24 protein-coding genes and 2 pseudogenes are annotated in these 23,160 nt (G+C 60.9%); 12 read left to right on the forward strand and 14 right to left on the reverse strand.

Annotated features, from left to right (window positions below; translation table 11 throughout):
* Positions 1-80: 80 nt before the first annotated feature.
* The gene (locus RGV33_RS25480; protein WP_322147012.1) at positions 81-524 is read right to left on the reverse strand and encodes a multidrug/biocide efflux PACE transporter; all 444 of its coding nucleotides are present in this window, start codon (positions 522-524) and stop codon (positions 81-83) included.
* 89 nt (positions 525-613) lie between these two features.
* On the opposite strand from RGV33_RS25480, the gene RGV33_RS25485 reads away from it, so the two are divergent.
* The gene (locus RGV33_RS25485; protein WP_322147013.1) at positions 614-1,468 is read left to right on the forward strand and encodes a LysR family transcriptional regulator; all 855 of its coding nucleotides are present in this window, start codon (positions 614-616) and stop codon (positions 1,466-1,468) included.
* A gap of 69 nt (positions 1,469-1,537) precedes the next feature.
* On the opposite strand, the gene RGV33_RS25490 is transcribed toward RGV33_RS25485, so the two are convergent.
* Positions 1,538-2,410 (reverse strand): LysR family transcriptional regulator, encoded by an 873-nt coding sequence (locus RGV33_RS25490; RefSeq protein ID WP_322147014.1) that lies wholly within the window; start codon positions 2,408-2,410, stop codon positions 1,538-1,540.
* 111 nt (positions 2,411-2,521) lie between these two features.
* Here RGV33_RS25490 and RGV33_RS25495 point away from each other — a divergent pair, with 111 nt between their 5' ends.
* The gene (locus RGV33_RS25495) at positions 2,522-3,247 is read left to right on the forward strand and encodes an SDR family oxidoreductase (RefSeq protein ID WP_322147015.1); all 726 of its coding nucleotides are present in this window, start codon (positions 2,522-2,524) and stop codon (positions 3,245-3,247) included.
* 197 nt (positions 3,248-3,444) lie between these two features.
* On the opposite strand, the gene RGV33_RS25500 is transcribed toward RGV33_RS25495, so the two are convergent.
* Together RGV33_RS25500 and RGV33_RS25505 are read right to left on the reverse strand one after the other, a co-directional pair.
* Positions 3,445-3,927: an SRPBCC family protein gene (locus tag RGV33_RS25500; protein ID WP_322147016.1), complete on the reverse strand. Its 483-nt coding sequence runs from the start codon at positions 3,925-3,927 to the stop codon at positions 3,445-3,447.
* Between the two features lie 38 nt (positions 3,928-3,965).
* Positions 3,966-4,217: pseudogene (locus RGV33_RS25505) on the reverse strand (YciI family protein).
* Positions 4,218-4,396: 179 nt separating this feature from the next.
* On the opposite strand from RGV33_RS25505, the gene RGV33_RS25510 reads away from it, so the two are divergent.
* Positions 4,397-4,891, forward strand: coding sequence for a GNAT family N-acetyltransferase (locus RGV33_RS25510; protein WP_322147017.1), 495 nt, complete (start codon positions 4,397-4,399; stop codon positions 4,889-4,891).
* Positions 4,892-4,954: 63 nt separating this feature from the next.
* Here RGV33_RS25510 and RGV33_RS25515 read toward each other — a convergent pair whose 3' ends face one another.
* Positions 4,955-5,440 (reverse strand): GyrI-like domain-containing protein, encoded by a 486-nt coding sequence (locus RGV33_RS25515; RefSeq protein WP_322147018.1) that lies wholly within the window; start codon positions 5,438-5,440, stop codon positions 4,955-4,957.
* A gap of 196 nt (positions 5,441-5,636) precedes the next feature.
* Here RGV33_RS25515 and alaC point away from each other — a divergent pair, with 196 nt between their 5' ends.
* Positions 5,637-6,863: an alanine transaminase gene (gene alaC / locus RGV33_RS25520; RefSeq protein ID WP_177078647.1), complete on the forward strand. Its 1,227-nt coding sequence runs from the start codon at positions 5,637-5,639 to the stop codon at positions 6,861-6,863.
* 101 nt (positions 6,864-6,964) lie between these two features.
* Here the strand turns inward: alaC and RGV33_RS25525 are convergent, their stop codons facing one another.
* Together RGV33_RS25525 and RGV33_RS25530 are read right to left on the reverse strand one after the other, a co-directional pair.
* The gene (locus RGV33_RS25525; protein ID WP_322147019.1) at positions 6,965-8,320 is read right to left on the reverse strand and encodes a GntP family permease; all 1,356 of its coding nucleotides are present in this window, start codon (positions 8,318-8,320) and stop codon (positions 6,965-6,967) included.
* 84 nt (positions 8,321-8,404) lie between these two features.
* Positions 8,405-8,938: a gluconokinase gene (locus RGV33_RS25530; protein ID WP_322147020.1), complete on the reverse strand. Its 534-nt coding sequence runs from the start codon at positions 8,936-8,938 to the stop codon at positions 8,405-8,407.
* Positions 8,939-9,151: 213 nt separating this feature from the next.
* Between RGV33_RS25530 and RGV33_RS25535 the strand changes: the two genes are divergently transcribed.
* The 7 genes from RGV33_RS25535 to RGV33_RS25565 all read left to right on the forward strand — a co-directional run bounded on the left by RGV33_RS25535 (position 9,152) and on the right by RGV33_RS25565 (position 15,070).
* A complete protein-coding gene (locus RGV33_RS25535) occupies positions 9,152-10,183 on the forward strand; it encodes a LacI family DNA-binding transcriptional regulator (protein ID WP_167665540.1) in 1,032 nt (343 codons plus the stop codon).
* Between the two features lie 340 nt (positions 10,184-10,523).
* Positions 10,524-10,760: a DUF6124 family protein gene (locus RGV33_RS25540; protein WP_322147021.1), complete on the forward strand. Its 237-nt coding sequence runs from the start codon at positions 10,524-10,526 to the stop codon at positions 10,758-10,760.
* 166 nt (positions 10,761-10,926) lie between these two features.
* A complete protein-coding gene (locus RGV33_RS25545) occupies positions 10,927-11,559 on the forward strand; it encodes a glutathione S-transferase family protein (RefSeq protein ID WP_322147022.1) in 633 nt (210 codons plus the stop codon).
* Positions 11,560-11,575: 16 nt separating this feature from the next.
* Positions 11,576-12,313 (forward strand): NAD(P)-dependent oxidoreductase, encoded by a 738-nt coding sequence (locus RGV33_RS25550; RefSeq protein WP_322147023.1) that lies wholly within the window; start codon positions 11,576-11,578, stop codon positions 12,311-12,313.
* 114 nt (positions 12,314-12,427) lie between these two features.
* Positions 12,428-12,874 carry a hypothetical protein gene (locus RGV33_RS25555; RefSeq protein WP_322147024.1) on the forward strand — a complete coding sequence of 149 codons (447 nt, stop codon included), beginning with the start codon at positions 12,428-12,430 and terminating at the stop codon, positions 12,872-12,874.
* Positions 12,875-13,018: 144 nt separating this feature from the next.
* Positions 13,019-14,428 (forward strand): MFS transporter, encoded by a 1,410-nt coding sequence (locus RGV33_RS25560; protein WP_322147025.1) that lies wholly within the window; start codon positions 13,019-13,021, stop codon positions 14,426-14,428.
* 135 nt (positions 14,429-14,563) lie between these two features.
* Positions 14,564-15,070 carry a hypothetical protein gene (locus tag RGV33_RS25565; RefSeq protein WP_322147026.1) on the forward strand — a complete coding sequence of 169 codons (507 nt, stop codon included), beginning with the start codon at positions 14,564-14,566 and terminating at the stop codon, positions 15,068-15,070.
* A gap of 244 nt (positions 15,071-15,314) precedes the next feature.
* On the opposite strand, the gene RGV33_RS34355 is transcribed toward RGV33_RS25565, so the two are convergent.
* From RGV33_RS34355 to RGV33_RS25575, 3 genes and pseudogenes are all read right to left on the reverse strand, one after another.
* The gene (locus RGV33_RS34355) at positions 15,315-15,887 is read right to left on the reverse strand and encodes a methyl-accepting chemotaxis protein (RefSeq protein WP_416152138.1); all 573 of its coding nucleotides are present in this window, start codon (positions 15,885-15,887) and stop codon (positions 15,315-15,317) included.
* Positions 15,888-15,905: 18 nt separating this feature from the next.
* Positions 15,906-16,634, reverse strand: a pseudogene (locus RGV33_RS34360) (PAS domain-containing protein); the annotation flags it as partial.
* Positions 16,635-16,801: 167 nt separating this feature from the next.
* Complete coding sequence (locus RGV33_RS25575) at positions 16,802-17,671, reverse strand: LysR family transcriptional regulator (protein WP_322147028.1); 870 nt, start codon at positions 17,669-17,671, stop codon at positions 16,802-16,804.
* Between the two features lie 96 nt (positions 17,672-17,767).
* Here RGV33_RS25575 and gstA point away from each other — a divergent pair, with 96 nt between their 5' ends.
* Positions 17,768-18,370 carry a glutathione transferase GstA gene (gstA, locus tag RGV33_RS25580; RefSeq protein ID WP_322147029.1) on the forward strand — a complete coding sequence of 201 codons (603 nt, stop codon included), beginning with the start codon at positions 17,768-17,770 and terminating at the stop codon, positions 18,368-18,370.
* Positions 18,371-18,476: 106 nt separating this feature from the next.
* Here the strand turns inward: gstA and RGV33_RS25585 are convergent, their stop codons facing one another.
* From RGV33_RS25585 to RGV33_RS25600, 4 genes are all read right to left on the reverse strand, one after another.
* Entirely contained in the window at positions 18,477-19,871 is a 1,395-nt protein-coding gene (locus RGV33_RS25585) for an HAL/PAL/TAL family ammonia-lyase (protein ID WP_322147030.1), read from the reverse strand.
* Positions 19,868-20,872: an ornithine cyclodeaminase family protein gene (locus RGV33_RS25590; protein WP_322147031.1), complete on the reverse strand. Its 1,005-nt coding sequence runs from the start codon at positions 20,870-20,872 to the stop codon at positions 19,868-19,870. The genes RGV33_RS25585 and RGV33_RS25590 overlap by 4 nt, the downstream gene beginning before the upstream one ends.
* Positions 20,873-21,146: 274 nt before the next feature.
* Positions 21,147-22,073, reverse strand: a complete 927-nt coding sequence (locus RGV33_RS25595) for an aliphatic sulfonate ABC transporter substrate-binding protein (protein WP_322147032.1) — start codon at positions 22,071-22,073, stop codon at positions 21,147-21,149.
* Positions 22,073-23,086 (reverse strand): ABC transporter substrate-binding protein, encoded by a 1,014-nt coding sequence (locus tag RGV33_RS25600; RefSeq protein ID WP_322147033.1) that lies wholly within the window; start codon positions 23,084-23,086, stop codon positions 22,073-22,075. Before RGV33_RS25600 ends, RGV33_RS25595 begins: the two co-directional genes overlap by 1 nt.
* Positions 23,087-23,160 lie beyond the last annotated feature (74 nt).

Below are 23,160 nucleotides of genomic sequence, written 5' to 3' on the forward strand. Positions count from 1 at the left end.
CTGGCTCGGAACCGAGTCGCTCCCGACGCAGCCTCGCCTAGGCTCGACAGCTGCTACGCAAGTTGTTTAGCCGGGATTTTCTAGGCGAGTTGTTTCGCCTCGCGTTTTTGCATGATCCGCTCCCGCACTGCGTCATACCCCCAGTGATACACGTAGGTATACGGCAGGAAAAACAACAGCACGCCGATGTCGAGGATAAACGCCTGCATCAGGCTGATGTTCAACCACCAGGCAATCAGCGGCACGCAGATCGCCACCAGCCCGCCTTCAAACATCAGCGCATGCAGCACGCGTGTCCACGCCCCGCCAGACAATTGCAGGCGCGCCTTGAGACGGTCGAACAGGCCGTTGAAAATCACGTTCCAGGCCAGTGCCATAAGGCTGATGGCCAGTGTCACCATGCCCATCTCCAGCGCCGGCTTATCCATGATCCACGCCAGCAGCGGCGTACAAATCAGCAAGGCCATGCCTTCAAACCCAATGGCTTGCCAAACGCGTTCAGTAATCGACTTGGTGGGTGTCATGACCCGTTCTCCGTGAGTGACGATGGTTGCCATCATTACCCTTTGAATCGATACTTCATAACCAATAACCATCGATCAAGGCGATAGTCATGGCTTCCCATGAAGTGCTCCAGGCGTTTGTACAAGCGGCGACCCAGGGTTCGTTTTCAGCGGCGGCGCGCAAGCTGGGCAAGAGCCAGTCCACCGTCAGCGCGGCGGTGGCGAGCCTGGAGATTGACCTGAACGTGGTGCTGTTTGATCGCAGCAGCCGCAAGCCAACGCTGACCCCGGCCGGGCATGTGCTGTTGCAACGCGCCGAGCAGGTGCTGGAAGCCAGCAGCCGCCTGGAGTTGGCAGCCAGCCAGCTGTCCCAGGGGCTGGAGCCGAAGCTGAGTATCGCGATGTCCGATACCTATCAGTCGGACCGTTTCGAAACTGCCCTCAGCGCGTTTGAGCAGCGCTACCCGGACCTGGAACTTGAATGCCTGATCGCCGAATGCGAAGACTTGATCGCCCTGGTGCAAAGTGGCCGGGCGCACATTGCGTTTATCGAGATGCAGGAAGTTTACCCACCGGACCTCACCAGCACCGCCGTGGAAGAACGCACGGAAATCGCGCTGTTTGTCGCGCCCAAACACCCGCTGGCGAGCCTTACCAACATCGACCAGCAAACCCTGGAACAACACCGCGAACTGCGCTTGGCGAGCATCATCAACCCGAATGAAACCCGGGGCCTGGGCCGCGTCTGGTCGGCGCCCAGTTACCTGATGCTGATGGAGATGGCGCAATTGGGTTTTGGCTGGGCACCGCTGCCGCGCTGGCTGGTGGAGCGGTTTGGCGGCGGCCACCTGCGTGAGATCAAGGCCCGGGGCTGGCCGCGCTCGGTGGCGGTGGATGCGCTGTGGTCACGCCAGCATCCGCCCGGCCCGGCGGGCAGTTGGTTGCTGGGCAAGATGCTGGAGTAACGCCGGAACACAATATGCGGAACAATGAAGACCCAATGTAGGAGCTGGCTTGCCTGCGATAGCGGTGTGTCAGTCACCACCGCTATCGCAGGCAAGCCAGCTCCCACATTGAATTTGCGGCGGGCGGTTGTTCTGGAAGTACTCATGCAGCGCCCGCAACGCTGGCAATTCCAGCGCCTGCGCGGCAAAGCACAAGCCCACCCGGCGCGTCGGGGCCGGCAAATGCCAGGGCCGAATCACCACCCCGGCCCGCTCTGCCGCCAGTGACTGCGGCAACATCGCCACGCCCACACCCGAGGCCACCATGTGCAAGGCCTGGGTCAACGAACCGGCATGCCCGGCCACCGCTTGGGGCGAGCGACCGTACAAAGCCATCAGCCGCTGGTGGGAATCATGCTGCGGGCAAGTGATCCAGTCTTCGATCGGCGCCCACGCCTGTTCTTTGCCACCGACTGCCATCGGGTGCGCAATCGGCAGTGCCATCACGTAGGACTCTTCCCAAAGCGGCAGGAACAATTCGTCCTCACAGCACATTTCCTCAACGGCCAGGCGCCCCTCGCCTTCGCAACCTTCCTGCAAGGTCAGCAGCAAACCGGGCAGGCCTTGGTGCGCCATGCGCAGGAAGGTTTCGATCTGGCTGTCGGCAATATCGCCCTCCACGCCCAGCTCCAGCGCGATGCGGTTTTCGCGCCCGCGAAACAGCCGGCTCAACGCATCGGCCTCAGCCACCATGCGCCGCGCTTGTGGATACAGCACCCGCGCTTCATCGCTCACCTCAACCCCACGGGGCTGACGCAAAAACAGCGCCACACCCAACTCTTCTTCCAGTTGCTTGATGGTCACCGACAACGTCGGCTGGCTGACGAACAGGCGCTGCGCGGCGGCGGTGATATTGCGCTCTTCAAACACCGCAAGAAACGCCTTGAGATGACGCACATCCATAGTTAATACCGATGACAGACAGAGGAATAAGGCATTTTTCAGCCATTCAAGGGCTAAATATACTGCGACCCAGGTTTAGTTATTTGTTTTTCTTATCTCAGGAGTTTCACCATGAGCAAGCCATTGATCATCATCACCGGCGCCAGTTCGGGCATTGGCGAGGCCACTGCACGCTTGCTGTCGGCCGCCGGCCACCCGCTGTTGCTGTTGGCCCGCCGCATCGACCGGCTCAACGCCCTGGACCTGCCGAACACCTTGAATCGCGGTGTCGACATCACCGACCGCGCCGCCCTGGTAGCGGCGGTGAAAGAAGCCGAGGCCCGATTCGGCCCGGCCGATGCGCTGATCAACAATGCCGGCGTGATGCTGCTGGGCGCGGTCAGCGAACAGGACCCGGCGCAATGGGAGCAGATGCTCGACGTCAACGTGAAAGGCCTGCTCAACGGCATTCATGCGGTGGCCGGCAGCATGGTCGAGCGCAAGGGCGGCACCATCATCAACGTCAGCTCGGTGGCCGGGCGCAAGACCTTCCCCAACCACGTTGCGTATGTGGGCACCAAGTTTGCGGTGCATGGGATTTCGGAAAACCTGCGGGAAGAGTTGTCGCCGCACAATGTGCGCGTAGTCACCATTGCCCCGGGCGCGGTGGAAACCGAGCTGTTGAGCCACACCACCGATGAAGCCATCAAGACCGGCTACCAGGCGTGGAAACAGGACATGGGCGGCACGGTGCTGAGTGCCGATGACGTGGCCTCGGCGATTGCCTATGCCTACCAGCAACCACAGCACGTATGCATTCGCGAAATCGTGCTGGCGGCGACGCGTCAACAACCGTAAGAAGCCAAGGCAGACAACACAAATCCAATGTAGGAGCTGGCTTGCCAGCGATAGCGGTGTATCAGCCATGCATCTGTTGCTCATACACCGCTATCGCAGGCAAGCCAGCTCCCACAGTGGACCGCATTCCAGTCTCACGGGCTATTTGAGTTCGGCCAGGCGCCGCTCGATAAAGCGCTTCAACCCGGCCTGCACCGTCAATCGCGCATGCCTTCGGTCACCAGCGTCACCAACCGGTCGAGGCTTTGGCCCCAGCCTTCGTGAAAGCCCATGGCTTCGTGCGCCTGCTTGGTTTCGGCGCTCCAGTGCATGGCGCGGGCGGTGTAGAGGGTCTTGCCGTCGACATCTTCAAAGGTGACTTGGGCGGTAATGAACGGCTGGCCCGAAGGAATCCAGCCGGGGGTGAACGCGTCGGTAAACACCAGCCGGCTGGGGGCGGTGATTTCGAGGAATACACCTTGCGTCGGGTATTCGCTGCCATCGGGCGCGCGCATCAGCGTACGAAACTGCCCACCTACCCACAGGTCCATTTCGCACTCGGGGGTGGTCATGCCGTGTGGGCCCCACCATTGCTGCAATAAAGCCGGCTCGGTCCAGGCGCGGAACACGCGACGGCGAGGGGCGTCGATCAAGCGGCTGATGGACAATTCAAATTCGGCGGGTTTGGGTTGATGAGTCATGGGTAAACCTCCAGGATTTTATTGTTGTGATCAGAGATTCAATTCACGCACGGGCGTACTTCCACACTGCCGACCCGGGCGGCCGAAATGCCACGGCCACCTGGATCGCTTCGTTCAAGTCCTTGGCCTCGATCAGTAAAACCCAGCGAGCTGCTCCTTGGTTTCGGCCGCGAGCATCCGCCGCAGGCCATCACGGGCTCGGCATAGGCCAAACATTACTGGGCCTTGGGGCTGTCGGGCGAATCATGCAGCACCTGTTCGTTGCTAGAGATCAGGCAGAGGTGTTTCATCGAATTCTCCGTTTTCGGACACTCAACTATAGTCCCCGGCGACCAGGGTTCCAGCTCGAACATCGTGGTGCCATTGGCCGTGGGTGCGCTGGTAACCGACAGCCCCCCGAAAAATAATTGCGAATAGTGCAAACCCGCTAGAATCCGCGCTTCTTTGTAGGATTTCGGATGCTACGCCGATGGAAACCCGCCTCGTCGCCTATCAGACGTTGACTGCCCTGCAACAACAGCAACTCAACGCCCTTGAAGTGCATCCCGAACAACTGGCGTTTTGCGGCGATATCTACTGTGCGCTGAATACCCTGTTGGTCAATCCAAACCCCGGCGTGGCGGGGTTTGCGCTGCTGGCCGACGAAATTCCCGTGGCCTTCCTGCTCCTGAAACGCCCGCCGTGCCTTCCCCATTGGGCGGATGAACACAGCGCCACGCTGCATGCGTTGCAAGTCGATCGCCATCAACAAGGCCTGGGGTTTGGCAAAGCCTGCCTGCAAGCCCTCCCCGCCGCCGCGCGCCTGGTTTGGCCGCAGATCAAGGCGCTGGAACTGTCTGTGGATACGGGCAATGTAGCGGCGATGGGGCTGTATTTGCAGCAGGGCTGGGTGGACAGCGGGGAGGCGTATAAGGGGCGGATCGGGTATGAGCGCCGGTTGGCGTGGGCATTTGATAAGGACTAACGAATACGCGGCATTGAACGGCTGTTGCAGGAGCGAACGCGCTCGCTCCTGCCAGTGGTGCGGTCAGGCGGATTCGGCTTCGATCGGGATCCAGATTTCGACTGAACCCGTGCCTCTGCCCACATTGAAGTCGGCGCTGTAGCGCTCAAAATCAGCCCCGACTACCTTGTACCCGGAGCCCGGCAGCCACTCGAACATGATGCGTTCATAGGTCTGCGCCAGCGCCTGCACCGGGCCGTAGTGCGGGAACACCGCATAACGATGGGCCGGGATTTCAATCGACTGGAAGTTGCTCGGCACATCGCCCTTGGCCGGTACTTCAACGCCCGCCAGGTAGTCGAATTCATCGTGTTTGGCGTTGTAGCACACGCCGTAGGTCACACCGCCTACACGCTTTTTGATTTCTTTGACGCAGCTGTCGAACAACTCCCACAACTTGGGAATATCCCCCAGCGTGGCCTTCGAATAACGCCCGTGCACCCCCGCGATCACCAGGGCCTTGCCCTCTTCCATGCGTGGCTGTAACGGCAGTTTTGTCTGCTGATCCATCTGAACAGTCTCCTTCTTATGAGGGAACAAACCCGCGTCGAGTATAGGGGCATATCCCCGCCGTACTCCAAGCAGAAATTTTTGCAGCAGCATCTGGACAATTGGCCATCATCGACCGTATTGTCTGCCCCGCAGGCCACCACAGTGGCCGACGTCGCTCGGACGGTTCCGGGCGCTTACGTATTTCGAGGCAACCATGGCCGAACCCAGTTCGCCGCGCCGCTTTGCGCGCATAGATCGACTCCCCCCTTACGTTTTCAATATCACTGCCGAGCTGAAGATGGCTGCGCGTCGGCGCGGCGAAGACATCATCGACTTGAGCATGGGTAACCCGGACGGCGCCACGCCACCGCACATCGTGGAAAAAATGGTCACCGTCGCCCAGCGTGAAGACACCCACGGTTACTCCACCTCCAAAGGCATTCCGCGGCTACGCCGGGCGATTTCGCGCTGGTACAAAGACCGCTACGAAGTGGACATCGACCCGGAAACCGAAGCGATCGTGACCATCGGTTCCAAGGAAGGCCTGGCGCATTTGATGCTGGCCACCCTGGACCAGGGCGATACCGTGCTGGTGCCCAACCCCAGTTACCCGATTCACATCTACGGTGCCGTGATTGCCGGCGCCCAGGTGCGCTCGGTGCCGCTGATTCCGGGCGTGGATTTCTTCGCTGAACTGGAACGCGCCATTCGCGGCTCGATCCCCAAGCCGAAGATGATGATCCTCGGCTTCCCGTCCAACCCCACCGCGCAGTGCGTGGAGCTGGACTTCTTCGAGCGGGTGATCGCCCTGGCCAAGCAGTACGACGTGCTGGTGGTGCACGACCTGGCCTACGCCGACATCGTCTACGACGGCTGGAAAGCCCCCTCGATCATGCAAGTGCCGGGCGCCAAGGACATTGCGGTGGAGTTTTTCACCCTGTCCAAAAGCTACAACATGGCCGGCTGGCGCATTGGCTTCATGGTCGGCAACCCGGAACTGGTCAACGCCCTGGCGCGCATCAAGAGTTACCACGACTACGGCACCTTCACCCCGCTGCAAGTCGCGGCGATTGCGGCGCTGGAAGGCGATCAGCAGTGCGTGAAAGACATTGCCGAGCAGTACCGCCAGCGTCGCAACGTGCTGGTCAAAGGCCTGCATGAGCTGGGCTGGATGGTTGAGAACCCGAAGGCGTCGATGTACGTCTGGGCGAAGATTCCCGAGGCGTATGCCGCGATGGGTTCACTGGAATTTGCCAAGAAGCTGCTGCTTGAGGCGAAGGTGTGTGTATCGCCGGGCATTGGCTTTGGTGAGTATGGCGACGACCACGTGCGCTTTGCGCTGATCGAAAACCAGGACCGGATTCGCCAGGCGGTGCGCGGCATCCGGGCGATGTTCCGGGCAGATGGGCTGGTTAAAAAGCAGACGCCTGACCCGATCTAACGGCAGGAACCCAATCAATGTGGGAGCTGGCTTGTGTGGGAGCTGGCTTGCCTGCTCCCACATTTGACCAGGTACACACATTTTGTTTTGCGGTGTGCCTGTTAGACCACCAGCGACAGCAACATGATAAAGCCCAACGCCACCACCGACAGAATGGTCTCCATCGCGGTCCAGGTCTTGAACGTTTCAGCCACGGTCATATTGAAATACTGCTTCACCAGCCAGAACCCAGCATCGTTGACGTGAGACAACACCAACGAGCCCGCCCCCGTCGCCAACACCAGCAACTCGCGGTTCACCCCCGGAATCATCCCCACCACCGGCACCACAATGCCTGCACCGGTAATGGTCGCCACGGTCGCGGAACCGGTGGCCACGCGAATCACCGCCGCGACCAGCCAGGCCAGCAGGATCGGGTTGATCTGCGCGGTCACCGCCATATGGCCGATCACATCACCCACGCCGCTGGTCACCAGCATCTGCTTGAAACCACCACCGGCACCGATGATCAGGATGATCGCGGCGGTTGGCGCAAGGCTCGCGTCGAGCAATTTGAGGATCTGCTTGGAACCGATGCCCTGGCGATGGCCGAAGGTGTACAGCGACAGCAGCAACGCCAGCAGCAGCGCGGTGATCGGGTGGCCGATCATGTCCATCCAGTTGCGGATCGCGTGGCCATCCGGCAGGGCGACGTCGGCGAAGGTTTTGAGCAGCATCAGGAACACCGGCAGCAGCACGGTGATCAGGGTGACACTGAAGCTCGGCAGGGTCTTGGACTCCGGCTGCTCACGGGCCAGTTGGTCCACCAGTTCCTGGGACGGGTTGCCCGGGATGTACTTGGCAATGAACGAACCGTAGAGCGGCCCGGCGATGATCGCTGTAGGCAGCGCGACGATCAGGCCGTAGAGAATGGTCTTGCCGATGTCGGCACCGAACACGCCGATCGCCAGCAACGGGCCCGGGTGCGGTGGCACCAGGCCGTGCACCGCCGACAGGCCGGCCAACAGCGGGATGCCGATCTTGATCAGCGACACGCCGGTGCGACGCGCGACGATAAACACCAGCGGGATCAGCAGTACAAAACCGATCTCGAAGAACAGCGGGATGCCCACCAAAAACGCGGCGAACATCATGGCCCACTGCACCCTCTCCTTGCCGAAGGCGCGCACCAGGGTTTGGGCGATCTGATCGGCACCGCCGGAATCGGCCATCATCTTGCCGAGCATCGTACCCAGCGCCAGGATAATCCCGACAAAGCCAAGCACCCCGCCAAAGCCATCCTGGAAGGCCTTGATGATCTTGTCCACGGGCATGCCCGAGGTCAGGCCGAGGAAGCCGGCGGCGATGATCAGTGCAATGAACGGGTGGACTTTGAACCGGGTGATCAACACGATCAGGCCGATGATGGTCACCACTGCATCGAGTAGCAGGTAGGTATCGTGGGACAAGCCAAACATGGGGGTCTCTCCTGTTTGTTGTTGTTATTAAAGCCGGTAAAAAATTCAGTGCAGGCGGACAGCGCTATCTTGTCCGGCAAAAAATTATTTGGTTGGTTCAAAACCGTGTTCAAGCCACCAGGCATTGGTTTGCTCGGCCAGGTCTTCGACGCTGTCGACGCTGGCGTTGAGGGCCAGGGTCAGCGGCTCGCCCACTGGCGATTCAAGGGTGGCGAACTGGCTGTCGATCAGGCTGGCCGGCATGAAATGGCCGGGGCGATGGGACACACGGTCGGCGGCGACTTCGCGGGTCAGTTCCAGGAATACAAACCCAAGGCCCGGTGCGGCTTCGCGCAGGTGGTCGCGGTATTTCTTTTTCAGGGCCGAGCAGGTGAGCACGGGATGCTCGCCGGCCTTGAGCGAACGGCGCAGTTCATCGCACAGGATGTCGAGCCAGCCGGCGCGGTCGTCGTCGTTAAGGGGATGGCCGGCACTCATCTTCTCGATGTTCGCGGCGGGGTGAAAGCTGTCGCCTTCAATGGCCGTGGCGCCGTTCAGCAGGCACAGGGCCTCGCTGACGCTGGACTTGCCACAGCCGGAAACGCCCATGATCACGAGGGCAGTAACAGGTTGACTCATGAAACACCTCAAGACGCAGATAGCGCTACCTTTGCACGCTGTAAGGCTAGTGCAAAAACAGGCTTTTCCCGCGCCGTCTTGTCATTTTTATGGAGTGACGCGTGCATCCTCTCCAAAAGGCTTGAGTCGGAACAGGCATCCCAACGTTCAAGGATTTGCAGGGTCTTGGAGACAGCGCTACCTTAGTGCCTCGATTTTTGTTTGGCAAGCCGCCTGATGACCCCCAAGAACGATAAAAATACCCGCACTACGGGCCGCCCTACCCTCAATGAAGTCGCCCGCCTTGCCGGCGTAAGCCCGATTACCGCCTCCCGCGCCTTGCGCGGCATCAGCACCGTGGCCACCGAACTGGTGGAAAAAGTGCAAAAAGCGGCGGCCGAACTGAGCTACGTGGTCAACCCGGCGGCCCGCGCCCTGGCGTCGGCCCAGAGCCAGTCGGTGGTGGTGTTGGTGCCGTCGCTGTCCAACCTGCTGTTTATCGAAACCCTGGAAGCCATCCACCAGGTGCTGCGGCCCAAGGGCTTTGAAGTGCTGATCGGCAACACCCACTATTCGCGCGATGAAGAAGAAGACCTGTTGCGCAACTACATGGCCTACCAGCCTCGGGGTTTGCTGCTGACCGGGTTTGACCGTACGGAAAGTGCCCGGCGCATGGTCGAATCCAGCAACGTGCCGTGTGTGTACATGATGGATCTGGACCCGGGCGCCGGCCTTAACTGCGTAGGATTTTCGCAGTTGAACGCCGGGGAAACAGCGGCGGCGCATTTGATCTCACGGGGGCGCAAGCGCCTGGCCTACATTGGCGCGCAACTGGACCAGCGCACACTGTTGCGCGGGGAAGGCTTCAGGCGCGCCCTGCAACAGGCCGGCCTATATGACCCGGCGCTGGAAGTGCTGACGCCACGGCCGTCATCGCTGGGCCTGGGTGGCGAGTTGTTCCTGCAGTTGCTGGCCAGCCATCCGGACGTGGACGCGATCTTCTTTGGTAACGACGACCTGGCCCAGGGCGCGCTGCTGGAAGCGTTGCGCCATGGCATCAAGGTGCCGGAGCAGATTTCGGTGCTGGGCTTTAACGACCTGCCCTCTTCCTCGTTCATGGTGCCGCGTTTAAGCAGCATCAGTACGCCGCGTGAAGCCATTGGCCGGCGTGCGGCGGAGCATCTGTTGACGGTGATGGCCGGCAACAAGATCGCCCGGCCGGTGGTGGACATGGGGTTTGAGTTGAAGGTGCGCGAGAGTACCTAGGCGGTAGCTGTAGGAAGTGGCTGGTCTTGATGGCAGCGCCTTGCTCCGTTGCCTACAGGTACGTCAGAATCCGCCGGCTTGTGCGCCTGGGTAGGGCTCTCTAAGGTTGCCCGGTCGCTGAATTTCTCAGTGATCGGGTTTAGTAGCCTGAGCTTCCCTACACAATGTGCATAAGCTTCATCTGTCGGACTTACCTGTCTGTGCTTGATGGTGGCTGCGCGCAGGGCGCCCTTGTGGCGCGCCGGGTTTTGTGTGGGGTTACCGGTCTACTAACCTGCGTGCAGCCGCCACCCTTTCGTTTAGTAGCGATTCGGTGGTGGCCCAGTTAGAGATCCCGCCTATGTTCAAAATAACGCCAAATCCTCCGTCCTTATTCACCGTCAGCACTGACGTCAGCAGCGAAAGCCTGATCGCCAACAGCTACGAGACGTTTTCCTCGGTCAGCACGTTATTGCTCGACCTGTCTGATGAACTCACCGGCAAAGACCGCGACACGGCATTGGCGATTCACCAACTGAGTGAGTTGGGAGTATTGCTGATGGGCAAGCTGATGGACCAGGAATCACCGCGCTGCTAAGGGCCCATGTGGGAGCTGGCTTGCCTGCGATAGCATCACCTCGGCATGCCTGATACACCGAGGTGCCTGCATCGCAGGCAAGCCAGCTCCCACATTTTTAGTCGTCGTTGGCCCATGCCCCTGCTAAATTGCCCACCTGCCTTCTCACCCTCGCAAGGAAAGCACCATGAGCCATTCGCTGAAAATCCTCGGTCGAGCTTCCTCCATCAACGTGCGAAAAGTGCTGTGGACCTGCCAGGAACTGGGCATTTCCTACGACCGCGAAGACTGGGGCATCGGCTTCGCCTCCACCCAGTCTCCCGAATTCCTGGCCCTGAACCCCAACGCCCAAGTCCCGGTACTCATCGACGACAACGGCGTGCTGTGGGAGTCCAACACCATCTGCCGCTACCTCGTGGGCCTGCACCAGCGCCACGACCTGCTGCCCGTCGAGCCGGCAGCCCGGGCCAGAGTCGAGCAATGGATAGACTGGCAAGCCATCGAACTCAACCGCTCCTGGGGTGATGCTTTCACCGCGCTGGTGCGCAACAACCCCGACAACCTGGACGCGCACGCCATTGCCGTCGCGGTAAAGGCCTGGAACGACAAGATGGGCCTGCTGGAACAACAACTCGTCAAAACCGGTGCCTACGTGGCCGGAAACGCCTTCACACTGGCCGACATCCTCATCGGCCTGTCGGTGCACCGCTGGCGGATTACGCCCATGGAGCATCCACCGTACCCCGCGATCAGCGCCTACTACGCAACCCTCAGCCAACGCCCAGGCTTCCAAACCTTCGCCCTCGACGGGCACAACTAAAAACAAGGACTCCACCATGAACGGACTCAACGTACTACTCACCGGCGCCTGCGGCCGCATCGGCAAGACGTTTTTCGAAGCCTCGAAAGACCGCTACCGCTTCACCCTCACCGACCGCATCGAGCCGGATTTCGCCCTCGGCGAACACCGTTTCGTGCACGCCGACCTGAGCGACAAAACCAGCCTCGCCGCCTTGCTCGACGGCATTGACGTGATCGTGCACCTCTCGGGCATCCCCCACGCCAGCGCGACCTTCGACGAGTTACTGCCCAACAACATCCTGGCTACCACCTACCTGTTCGAAGCCGCCGTTGCCGCCGGGGTAAAACGCCTGGTGTTCGCCAGCAGCGCCCAGACCATCGAAGGCTACCCGGTCGACCGCCAGATCACCCCCGGCATGCCGATATTGCCCGCCAACCTGTATGGCGTGAGCAAATGCTACGGCGAAGCCCTGTGCGGTTTTTACGCGGCGAAAACCCCGCTCTCCACCATCGCCTTGCGCATTGGTGCGTTTGAATTCCCCGAAACCCACGACCTGAACAACGCCCGCGACCTCAGCGCCTGGCTCAGTCCACGCGACGCCGTGCAACTGCTGCAACGCTCGGTGGAAACCATCGGGGTGAAATACCTGATCGCCCACGGCATTTCCAATAACCGCTTCAAACGCCTGGACCTCAGCGAAACCACCCGTGTGCTGGGTTACCAACCAGTGGATGACGCGTTCCAAACATTCGAGATCCCGATCACTTACTGAGCGCCTTAACACACTACCCGTGGCTGTCTACTGTCATAAGTGACAGTAGACAGCTACAACCGCAGAGCACTAAATAAAACTCCACCTGTTCCGCTGACAGACAAGGAGTTCGCGATGACCGCCGACAACCTCTTTACCCACCACGCCCCCCACGGCCGGCTGGTGGCGCTCAAAGCCTATGAAGGCCCCATTGATACCACCCATGTCACCTACCGTGAAACACCGACAGGCACAAGAATCATCAACCTTGATGGTCGAGAGCTACTCGACGACAACAGGTCTCGGGGCATTCAAATCAGCTTTTCCAGCAACTTCCTTCCCGGCGAGCACCCGGTCCAGCAAGACACGTCTACTGCCTTTGCTCAGTTGGCGTATTTCCGTCAGGTCGGCGATCACAGAACATCGAGTCGGGCGAAAAGCGGCGTTCTTGAGCTAGTGACCTATGACCGGGAAAGAACCTTCGCCACCGGTATCTACCATTTTGTCGCCGAGGTAGATGGCGCCGATCACGAGTTCATCGGCAGCTTCGCAATTCGCTATATCCAGGACGATAAAAGCTAAGTGCGTTGCATCTCGCAATAAATCCCTGAAATACCAAGCTCCCAGCAATAAATCAGCGGATGTGCCGATAAATCCTCAATTTTCACAAACGCTGATTTCCGATAGCAGGCTAAGATTCCAGGTCTCTGCCCCTGGACTACTCCCATGCCTTCACTTTCTGCTGCAGACGGCATCGACCCAATTCGCGCCGCGCACATCAGCGCACGCATCGATCGCCTGCCCGCCGTTGCCACCATTTGGCGTTTGGTAGCCCTGTTGTCGATCGGCGGTTTTTTCGAGCTGTACGACCTGTTCCAGACCGCCTACATCAGCCCCGGCTTGATCAGCGACGGGATTTTTCACACCGGTAGCCAAGGCGTATTCGGTTTCTCCGACCAGGCAGCCTTTGCCTCGGCGACCTTTCTCGGCCTGTTCCTCGGCGCCAGCCTGCTCAGCCCGATTGCCGACCGCTATGGGCGCCGGGCGATCTTCACCTTTGCGTTGATCTGGTACACCGTCGCCACCGTGCTGATGGGCATCCAGACCTCAGCCTTGGGGATTATCTGCATGCGCTTTCTGGTAGGCATTGGCCTTGGGATCGAGCTGGTGACCATCGACGCCTACCTCTCGGAACTGGTGCCCAAGCGCATGCGCAGTTCGGCGTTTGCCTTTGCGTTTTTCATCCAGTTCCTGTCGGTGCCGGCGGTGGCGCTGATGTCGTGGTGGCTGGTGCCGCAGGCGCCGTTCGGGATTTCGGGCTGGCGCTGGGTGGTGTTGAGCAGTGCGGTGTTTGCGCTGTTTATCTGGCAACTGCGCAAACGCCTGCCGGAATCACCGCGCTGGCTGGCGCAAAAAGGCCGATTCGACGAGGCCGGGCAGATCATGCACAGCCTGGAGGCACGCTGCCAGAAGGACCACCGCAAGCCACTGGATGAGCCGGAACCAGAAGCCGTCAGCGTGCAGGGCCAAGGGCGGTTTGCCGATATCTGGCAACCGCCGTACCGGCGCCGGGCGTTGATGCTGATTGTGTTTCATGTGTTCCAGGCCATCGGCTTTTTCGGCTTCGGCAACTGGCTGCCGGCGCTGCTCTCGGGCCAGGGCGTAAGCGTGACCCACAGTTTGGGTTATGCCTTCATCATCACCCTCGCCTACCCGCTGGGGCCGCTGCTGTTTGTGAAGGTGGCGAACCGTTTTGAAAACAAATGGCAGATAGTCGGCTCGGCGCTCGGCGCGGTGATCTTCGGCAGCTTGTTCGCGCTGCAAACCACCGCCGTAGGGCTGGTGATTTGCGGGGTGATGATCACGTTTTGTAACGCCTGGTTGAGCTTCAGTTACCACTCCTACCAGAGCGAGCTGTTCCCCACCAACATCCGCGCCCGGGCGGTAGGTTTCTGCTATTCGTTCAGCCGCTTGTCAACGGTGTTCAGCAGTTTGCTGATTGGCGTGATCCTCGAACACCTCGGCACGCCGGGCGTGTTGGCGTTTATTGCCAGCAGCATGTTGATCGTGATGATCACCATCAGTTGGTTCGGCCCGCGTACCCGCAACCTGGCGCTGGAAAACATTGCCCACTAGCGGCAAACAATCGCCGTCGGCACGCCAACGTTTGCCGACGGTGGCGGCCAAAAGCCCCGTAAACACGGGGCTATACCACTGGGCACGCTAATTGCTCCACCAGAGGCACCGCTCACATCCACAGGTGTCCTGATCATGCTGATCAACAACAATCCCCAGGCTCAGTCGACGATCCAACGCATCAAACGCGCCGACATGGACCCGGCCAACGCCGCCGCCAGCGCGCTGTACAGCGGTGCCGCGCAAAACGCGCAGGGCGCCGCGGGGGTGACCACCACCCAGGCAGCCGCCGACGCCACCGCCGACAACATCAACGCGGCCTTTGCCAAGACCCGCGTGCAGTTGCAGGCCACTACGGCGACCACGTCGACCACCGATGTGCCCAAGACCGATTCCACCTCGTCGGCTCGCAGTGATTTCACCGACTACATGAAGAAGAGCCCGGCCGAGCGCATCCGTGAGCAACTGCTCAAGGAACAGGGTTTGACCGAGGCCGATGTGAAGAACCTGCCTGCGGATAAACAGGATGCTATTTCCAAGGAAGTGGCAGAGCGCCTGAAAGAGCAGCAGACGCAGCAAGTAGCGGCGAAAACCGCAGACCCGCAGGCGCAGACGGTGAAAGAGACCCTGGCTGCGATCTAAACCCAGACAATACAAACCCTGTGGTCAGGGAGCTTGCTGGGGTGAGGGAGCTGCTGTGGTGAGGGAGCTTGCTCCCGCTGGAGTGCGCAGCGCTCCCGGGATTTTGGGGCCGCTTCGCAGCCCAGCGGGAGCAAGCTCCCTCACCACAGCAAGCCCCCTCACCACAAAAGCTCCCTCACCACAAAAGCCCCCTCACCACAGCAAGCTCCCTCACCACAGGTCATGTGCCAGTCATGAATACCGGTTACTGCAGTTGCAACGTGGAGTTGAACTGACTGATCGCATCCACCACATGCCGTGACCCTTCCTGAATCTCCAGGATCACCTGCCCCGCCTCATTCGCCAGCTCTACCCCAAGCCCCGTACGACTCAAGCTCGACTGCATGCTCGACACCGCGCTGATCGACAGGTCGTGGTTTTTGCGCACCACGTCCACAATCTCGATCGTCGCCTGGCTGGTTCGCGCCGCCAAACTGCGCACTTCATCCGCCACCACCGCAAACCCCCGCCCATGCTCACCCGCCCGGGCCGCTTCGATCGCGGCGTTCAGCGCCAGCAGGTTGGTCTGGTCGGCGATGCCGCGAATGGTCTGCACGATGCTGCCGATGATGTCCGACTGCTTGCTCACCGCATCAATGCTGATGGCCGCCTGGTTCAGGTCGCGGGAAATCTCTTCGATGATCTGTACGGTCTGCTGCACCACTTGCGAACCCTTGCGGGCACAGGCGTCGTTCTGCACCGAGGTGGCGTGGGCCGAGTCGGCGGCGGTGCGCAAGGTGGTGACCTGGTCGGTGATATCACTGGCGAACTTCACCACTTTGTACAGGCGCCCGTTGGCATCGAAGATCGGGTTGTAGGAAGCCTCCAGAAACAGCGTTTGTCCGAATTTGTCTTTGCGCTCAAACCGGTGAGAGTGATATTCGCCGCGATTGAGCGAGGCCCAGAATGCTTTGTAGGCCGGCGACTCGGTCTCACCGCGATGACAAAACAGGCTGTGGTGCTGGCCGACGATTTCACTGAGGGAATACTTCACCGTCTTCAGGAAGTTGTCGTTGGCATTCAGGATCTGGCCTTGCGGGGTGAACTCGATCACCGCCATGGAGCGGCCAATCGCGTCGATCAGGCTCTGGTTTTCATGCTCGCGGTGTATCCGCGCCGAGATGTCCGAGGCGACCTTGATCACGCTTTTCACCTGGTTGTCGGCACCGAGCACCGGCATGTAGCTGGCCTCCAGCCACACTTCCTGGCCATGCTTATTCAGCCGCATGAAGGTGCCACTCAGGGGCTCGCCCCGCGCCAGGTCGCGCCATAGCTTGGCGTAGGCGTCGGTGTGGGTGTAGGCCTCTTCGCAGAAAATCCGGTGATGCTTGCCGCGAATTTCTTCGGCGCTGTAGCCCATGGTCTTGCAGAAGTGTTCATTGGCATCCAGCACGATGCCGTCGCGGTCAAACTCGATCATTGCCATGGAACGGCTGATGGCGGCCAATTTGGCCTTGGCTTCGGTGAGGGCGCAGGAGAAACGTTCGATTTCCAGCAGGTCGGATTTGTGTTGGCGGTTGAACATGTCGGATCACCCTTTATTTTCCCGTCGCCCACGCGGGCGCATTCCATTCACGGCTTGAATCTTGATTGCAGACCTTTATGGGGAAAACCATCCGAAACGCTTTATATGCAATGCGTCATCAACGGTTCTGGATGAGCATAGTCAGGCGTTGGCGCTATGCAAGGCCACTAGTCAGCGAGCATTTTCAACAAGGCATTCACCGCAGGGGAAGGTGAACGGCTGGTTAAACCGACCAAGGCAAATTCGCGATAAACCGGAACGCTCAGGGGCATCACGCACAGGCCCTGGCGCTGCGCCGGGAGGGTGATTTCCGGCACCAGCGTCACGCCTACTCCTTCACGTACCAGGCTGAAGGCGCTGCTCCATTCACGCACTTCCACCCGGATGTCCTGGATGACCAAACCGACTTCAGCGCTGAGGCTGCGGGCATTGGCCGTGCAACCGCCGGTAGCCAGCACAAAAGGTTGTTGCAGCAACTCTTCAAACGTCACCGAATCCCGGCCCGGGCGAGCGGCCAGGGCGTGCCCGGCCGGCAGCACCGCCAGCCAGTTGTCCCGCCCCAGCAGCGTGGCATTGCGCTCGGGCTTGGGGTTGAGCACCACGCCCAGGTCGATCAGGCCGGCATCGAGCAAGGTGTTCACCTCGTTGTCTGTCACCTCCAGGGTGGTCACTTCAATACCCGGATACAGCTGATTGAAACGCCGCAGCAGCGGCGCCAGGAACGCTGCCAGCACCATGGGAAAGCTGGCGATACGAATCGTCCCACGCAACATGGGGCGTGCTTCATCCACGGTGCTGCGAATAGCCTGCAACGCCCCCAACATCACCCGCGCCTGCTCGATCACCTGCAAGCCCAGGGCCGTAGGCAAGGTTTGGCGGGCCTCACGCGTGAACAATTGCGCACCGAGGTTGGCCTCGATGGCCGCCATCGCCTGGCTGGCGGCAGACTGGGTCATGCCCACGCGCTCAGAGGCCGCGGTGATGCTGCCGTTGTCCGCCACGGCCACCATCAGGCGCCAGTGCATCAGGTTCATCATGGCAGTAGCTGTCCTTATGGGTGGTTCTGAAAGTTTAATTTTACCCAAGGTGTCATGCCATTGAGACTGGCGCAAATGTCCAACGGAGCTGCCTTGATGAAGCTGTATTTTTTGCCGAATGCCTGTTCCCTCGCTGCCCATATCGTATTGCTGGAAGCGGGTTTGCCGTTTGAACTGAATCGCATCGACAACCAGAAAAAAACCACCGCCGACGGCGAAGATTTCCTGCTCATCAACCCCAAGGGCTACGTGCCTGCACTGCGCCTGGATAATGGTGAGGTGCTGACCGAAGGTGCCGCCATCCTGCAGTACCTGGCCGACCTTGCGCCGCGGGCCAGCCTGGCGCCGGTGAATGGCAGCTGGGAGCGGATACGGTTGCAGGAGTGGCTGAATTTTGTCGGCAGCGAGATCCATGGCGGGCTGGCTGTGTTGTTCAAAGACGCGATCGCGCAGGAAGTAAAAGCACTGTTCAAGGCCACGCTGTTCAAGCGGTTTGCGATTCTGGTGCAGACGCTGGAGCGTCAGGATTACCTGCTGGGCGCACAGTACTCGGTGGCGGATGCGTACCTGTTTGTGGTGCTGCGTTGGGCGCGATTGTTTGATATCGATTTGCAGCAGTGGCCGGCGCTGGCAGAATTTCAGCAGCGGGTAGGCGAACGGCCGGCGGTGATTGCCGCCCTTGCCGCTGAAAATCCATGACCTGAAATGCGATCAACCTGTAGGCGCTGGCTTGCCTGCGATAGCGATGGTGAATCCAACACCGCTATCGCAGGCAAGCCAGCTCCCACATGGGTTCTTCGTTGGTTTAGAGAATGAGGTTCAAGCCATCGTTTTCGATGAATGCACTTAACGCCAACACATCCACCGACCCCGAGCGATCCTGATCCAGGTGCGCCACCCGGCTGCGTACCGCCTGATGAATGCGCCGGGTGCCCTGCCCCAATTGAAGCGGGCCGCGCAGGTCCACCGCCTGCGCGGCCACGATTAACTCAATACTGGCCAGCCACACCACGCGCTGTACCAGTTGCCGGGTTTTCTCGACGACCGCCAGCGCCTGTCCCGCATAATCTTCCACGCGATCGGCCACCGGCACACTCACCGCCGGAATCGGATTGGCCAAATGCCCGATCTCTGCCATCAACGCCGAACTGGTGCGCTGCAAGGCCGCCATGCCCACGTGCCCGGGCTGGTTGATCAAAAAGCGCGGCAGTTCACTGGAAGCCGGCGACAACAGTTTGGCAATCCGCTCGGCGCTGCACACCGCCAAGCGGCTCAACGCCAGGCCCAAGCCTTCCGCCGCCAGCGCCAGGTGCGTGCTGTCGAAATTCGCCGTGGCCAGCACGCGCGCGTCTTCACTGATCAACGCCGGATTGTCCGCACCGCTGGCCAGTTCCAGTTCGATCAACTCGCGCAACGCCTGCACTGTCTGCTGCGCCGCGCCCTGAACCACGGTGGCACACCGAAAGCTCAACGGGTCTTGCAAGCGACGCGGGTGATCGGCCAATTCGCCGCCATCGACTAACCGCAGCAACGCCGCTGACTGTTCACTCTGCCCCGGCGCCGGGCGCAACCGCGAAGCCCAAGGCTGGAAAGGACTGAGGTTGGCCCGATAGCCTTCACACGACAACGCCAGCCCCGCCATCACGGCCTGCAATGCCTGTTCGGCCCCGGCCACCAGCAACGCCCCGAGGCCGATGCTGGCGGCGTTGGCCGACACCAGTGCCAGGCCATCCTTGCCCGTCAGTGGCACGTTGAGCGCCAGGCTTAAATGCGCCAGTGGGGCAAGGTCGCTCTCGCCCAACGAACCGAGCAATGGCACCTCAGGCTCGATGCCAGAGTTGAGCAAATCCATCAGCGCCTGCGCCGCCCTCGGCGAAATCCCCGAACGCCCTTGGGCCAAACCTGCCAAACGGGCGGCGGTGATCGCGCGTAATTCCTGTCGATTGGCCAGGCGCCCCACGCCCACCGCACGCCCCAAAGGAATGCTTGCCTGCACGGGCGCTACCGGCGTGTCCACCGCCGCACCGAGGCCGGTGGTCACGCCATAAATCGGCGCGCCTTGCGCCACCAGCCGCAGCAACAGTTGATGCCCTTCGTCGATACGCTGGCGGGCGGCAGCGCTGAAGTCAGCCGGCGCGTCTTGGCGGGCAATCGACAGCAAACCCTCAATCGTCAAACCACAGGGGTCGAAGTGAATCATGCCCAGCGCAACCGTTGGCCGATCCCCAGGCGTTTGGATTTTTCCAGCAGCGCATGGCCCAGGGCGATATCGCTGAGGCTCAAGCCGCGGTGCCAGAACAGGATGGTTTCTTCGGGAGTTTCCCGGCCGCTTTTCAAGCCGGCCACGATCTGCCCAAGCTCGGCATGCAAGGTCTCGGCGCTGAGTTTTCCGGCGTCGACATGGGCGCGCAATGCGCCGAACATCCCGCCCTTGCACTGGCCCCAATCGTCCACCACCAGCTTGTGCATGATGTCGGTCAACGACAACTCCACCGCGCTCATGGTGCCGTAGGGCACGACGAACGCGCCGGGTTTGATCCACCCGGTACGCAGCAACGGTTGCGGCTGATCCAGGCGTGAAGCCTCGACCACGATATCGGCGCCACGCACCGTGGACTCCCAATCGTCGGTGACAATCACCGGCTTGCCGAGGTCGCGGCGCAGGCGTTCGGCAAAAGCTTCGCGGCTTTCACTGCGGCGTGAGTGCACGCGGATTTCGTCGAAGTCGAACAGGTGGTCCAGCAGCCGCACGTTCCAATACGCGGTGCCACGGGCACCGATGTGCGCAAGGACTTTACTGTCGGGCCGGGCCAGGTATTTGGCACCGATGGCGGTGACCGCGCCGGTACGCATGTCGGTGATCGCCGAGGCGTCGAGGATGGCTTTGGGGATGCCGGTGGCCGGGTCCAGCAGGTTGAGAATCGCCAGTTCCGAGGGCAGGCCCTTGCGGTAGTTGTCGACAAAATCGCCCACCACCTTGACCCCGGCGTAGCCGATTGCGCCGCCCAGCACACCGCGCAGCACGTTGAAGTGGCCGTTGATTTCGCCGCCGGGAATCAGGTGCATGCGCGGCTCGATCACCGCCTCGCTGCGGCCCTGGATGGCCAGGCTGGCTTCGATGGCGTTGAGGATTTCGTCGTTGGTCAGGGCCAGTTCGTCGATGTCCAGGCCGTTGAGGAAGTCGATGTAGATCGGTTGCATGGTCTGCTCACTGATGGGTTGCGATGGGGCCTTGAGAAAGGACCTTTTTGTGGCTGGGAGGGTTTTGTGGCTGGGAGGATCTTTGTGGCTGGGAGGGTTTTTGTGGTGAGGGGGCTTGTCCCCCGTTGGGCCGCGAAGCGGCCCCAATGAAGTCGCCGAGGGTTTCAGGCAGAGCGGGGTGACAGGTTTCGGGGCTGCTTCGCAGCCCAGCGGGGGACAAGCCCCCTCACTACAAAAGTCTTCTCTGCACAGGGGTATTTGCATAGCGGAAACGTTAGGGGGCCTGGAACACGACTTGCTGTACATCGACCTTTTTCGGAATCAGGCCATTGGCGAAAAACGCGTCGGCCGTGCCTTGTTGGGTGGCGATGTCCGTCGCGTTCAAAGGTCGGCTCGGGGTCGGCGAGCGATGCTGGAAGTAGCTTTCCACCACCGCCGGCTGCAAGCCCAAGGTCTTGGCCATCAGCGCGACGCTTTGATCATGCTGGTCCAGCGACAACCGTTGGGCCTGGGCAAACACCTTGAGAATCGCGGCAATCGCTTGCGGGTGCTGCTGGGCAAACGGGCCGCTGGCGATAAAGAAACTGCCTGCCGGGTTCAGCCCTTGGCCATCTCCCAGCACCTTTGCCGAACCGTCCACCACAGCCGCCGAGTAGTACGGGTCCCACACCACCCAGGCGTCGACCTTGCCTTGTTCAAACGCAGCGCGGCCGTCGGAGGGCGACAGGTACACCACGTTCACGTCCTTCCACTGCAAGCCGGCACGCAGCAAGCTTTTGAGGAACAGGTTGTGGGCGCTGGAGCCCTTGAGCAGCGCCACGCGCTTGCCCTTGAGCTCGGCCACGCTGTGCACGGTGCTGTCCTTGGGCAACAGGATGGCTTCGGTGCGGCCGTCATTCGGTTCGACGCCGATGTAGCGCATGTCGATGCCGGCGGCCTGGGCGAAGATCGGCGGGATGTCGCCGATATTGCCGATGTCGATGCTGCCGCCGTTCAAGGCTTCGATCAGCGGTGGGCCGCCAAGGAACTCGATCCACTCGACCTTGGTGCCCGGCAGCCCCTGTTCGAACAGGTGATGCTCACGGGCGAGCACCATGCTCACCGAGCTTTTCTGGTAACCGACACGCAGGGTGGCGGGCTCTGCTGCCAGCAGTGGCCCGGCGCACAGCGCCAACAGTGTGGCTGCGATGAGCTTGCGCATCAGAGACTCCCTTTAACCTTGGCCGCGACGTCTGCCGGCACCCATTGCTGCCAGACCTGCGGTTGTTCTTTCAGGAACGCTTCGGCCACTTGACGCGGCGCGGTGCGTTTCTCGGCCATTTGCGCGAGGATGCCGTTGAGCAGGTCAATCGGCAGGTCGACCTTTTCAAAGAATGTGACCAGTTGCGGGTACTGCGCCTTGAACGGCGCCGACACGCCAATCGCCAACCGCGCCGGCATCGAACGGGTGCCGATGGGGTGCGGGTTGTTGGCGTCGGCCAGGGTCTTCCAGGCGTCGGCGTTGAACGGTGGTTCTTCCAGTTTGATCAGCTTGAAGCGACCCAGCAGCGGCGTCGGCGACCAGTAGTAGAACAGCACCGGCTTGCCGCGACGGATCGACGAAGCCACCTCGGCGTCCAGCGCCGCGCCGGAACCGGTGCGGAAGTTGACGAAGCTGTCGGTCAGGCCGTAAGCCTTGAGTTTCTGGCTGTTGACGATCTCGGAGGTCCAGCCGGTGGGGCTGTTGAGAAAGCGCCCACGGGTTGGGTCTTCGGGGTCGCGAAACACGTCTTTGTAGCGGGCCAGGTCGGCCACCGATTTAAGCTCCGGGGCCAGCGGCTTGATGCCACGCTCGGCGTCGCCCTTGATCACGTATTCGGGCACCCACCAGCCTTCGGTGGCGCCTTTGACGGTGTCGCCCAGGCCAAACACTTTGCCTTCGTTTTCGGCCTTGACCCAAGCAGGGCTGCGCCCGGCCCATTCTTCGCCGATCACCTGGATATCGTCCTTGGCCAGGGCGGCCTCCAGGCTCACGGTGCTGCCGGGCAAGGTGTCGGTGGGCAGGCCGTAGCCCTTCTCGACGATCAGGCGCAGCACCTCGGTGATCAGGCTGCCGCTTTCCCAAGTGATGTCACCGAAGTGGATCGGCTTGGCAGGTTCGGCGGCCGTGGCTGATTGTGCCAGGACGGTGAGTGCCAATAGCGAGCCACCGAGCAGGTTCTTGATTGTTTTCATGTGTTACCTCTTGGTGATTCCATGAAGAGTGCTCTTGTGGCGAGGGAGCTTGCTCCCGCTGGACTGCGCAGCAG

It is taken from the genome of Pseudomonas sp. Bout1 (assembly GCF_034314165.1).
In the GTDB taxonomy this organism is placed as follows: domain Bacteria; phylum Pseudomonadota; class Gammaproteobacteria; order Pseudomonadales; family Pseudomonadaceae; genus Aquipseudomonas.

Excerpts from the sequence above, each read along its gene's own strand:
- RGV33_RS25480 (WP_322147012.1), bottom strand. The coding sequence starts at position 524 with ATGACACCCACCAAGTCGATTACTGAACGCGTTTGGCAAGCCATTGGG.
- RGV33_RS25485 (WP_322147013.1), top strand. The coding sequence starts at position 614 with ATGGCTTCCCATGAAGTGCTCCAGGCGTTTGTACAAGCGGCGACCCAG.
- RGV33_RS25490 (WP_322147014.1), bottom strand. The coding sequence starts at position 2,410 with ATGGATGTGCGTCATCTCAAGGCGTTTCTTGCGGTGTTTGAAGAGCGC.
- RGV33_RS25495 (WP_322147015.1), top strand. The coding sequence starts at position 2,522 with ATGAGCAAGCCATTGATCATCATCACCGGCGCCAGTTCGGGCATTGGC.
- RGV33_RS25500 (WP_322147016.1), bottom strand. The coding sequence starts at position 3,927 with ATGACTCATCAACCCAAACCCGCCGAATTTGAATTGTCCATCAGCCGC.
- RGV33_RS25510 (WP_322147017.1), top strand. The coding sequence starts at position 4,397 with ATGGAAACCCGCCTCGTCGCCTATCAGACGTTGACTGCCCTGCAACAA.
- RGV33_RS25515 (WP_322147018.1), bottom strand. The coding sequence starts at position 5,440 with ATGGATCAGCAGACAAAACTGCCGTTACAGCCACGCATGGAAGAGGGC.
- alaC (WP_177078647.1), top strand. The coding sequence starts at position 5,637 with ATGGCCGAACCCAGTTCGCCGCGCCGCTTTGCGCGCATAGATCGACTC.
- RGV33_RS25525 (WP_322147019.1), bottom strand. The coding sequence starts at position 8,320 with ATGTTTGGCTTGTCCCACGATACCTACCTGCTACTCGATGCAGTGGTG.
- RGV33_RS25530 (WP_322147020.1), bottom strand. The coding sequence starts at position 8,938 with ATGAGTCAACCTGTTACTGCCCTCGTGATCATGGGCGTTTCCGGCTGT.
- RGV33_RS25540 (WP_322147021.1), top strand. The coding sequence starts at position 10,524 with ATGTTCAAAATAACGCCAAATCCTCCGTCCTTATTCACCGTCAGCACT.
- RGV33_RS25545 (WP_322147022.1), top strand. The coding sequence starts at position 10,927 with ATGAGCCATTCGCTGAAAATCCTCGGTCGAGCTTCCTCCATCAACGTG.
- RGV33_RS25550 (WP_322147023.1), top strand. The coding sequence starts at position 11,576 with ATGAACGGACTCAACGTACTACTCACCGGCGCCTGCGGCCGCATCGGC.
- RGV33_RS25555 (WP_322147024.1), top strand. The coding sequence starts at position 12,428 with ATGACCGCCGACAACCTCTTTACCCACCACGCCCCCCACGGCCGGCTG.
- RGV33_RS25560 (WP_322147025.1), top strand. The coding sequence starts at position 13,019 with ATGCCTTCACTTTCTGCTGCAGACGGCATCGACCCAATTCGCGCCGCG.
- RGV33_RS25565 (WP_322147026.1), top strand. The coding sequence starts at position 14,564 with ATGCTGATCAACAACAATCCCCAGGCTCAGTCGACGATCCAACGCATC.
- RGV33_RS25575 (WP_322147028.1), bottom strand. The coding sequence starts at position 17,671 with ATGATGAACCTGATGCACTGGCGCCTGATGGTGGCCGTGGCGGACAAC.
- gstA (WP_322147029.1), top strand. The coding sequence starts at position 17,768 with ATGAAGCTGTATTTTTTGCCGAATGCCTGTTCCCTCGCTGCCCATATC.
- RGV33_RS25585 (WP_322147030.1), bottom strand. The coding sequence starts at position 19,871 with ATGATTCACTTCGACCCCTGTGGTTTGACGATTGAGGGTTTGCTGTCG.
- RGV33_RS25590 (WP_322147031.1), bottom strand. The coding sequence starts at position 20,872 with ATGCAACCGATCTACATCGACTTCCTCAACGGCCTGGACATCGACGAA.
- RGV33_RS25595 (WP_322147032.1), bottom strand. The coding sequence starts at position 22,073 with ATGCGCAAGCTCATCGCAGCCACACTGTTGGCGCTGTGCGCCGGGCCA.
- RGV33_RS25600 (WP_322147033.1), bottom strand. The coding sequence starts at position 23,086 with ATGAAAACAATCAAGAACCTGCTCGGTGGCTCGCTATTGGCACTCACC.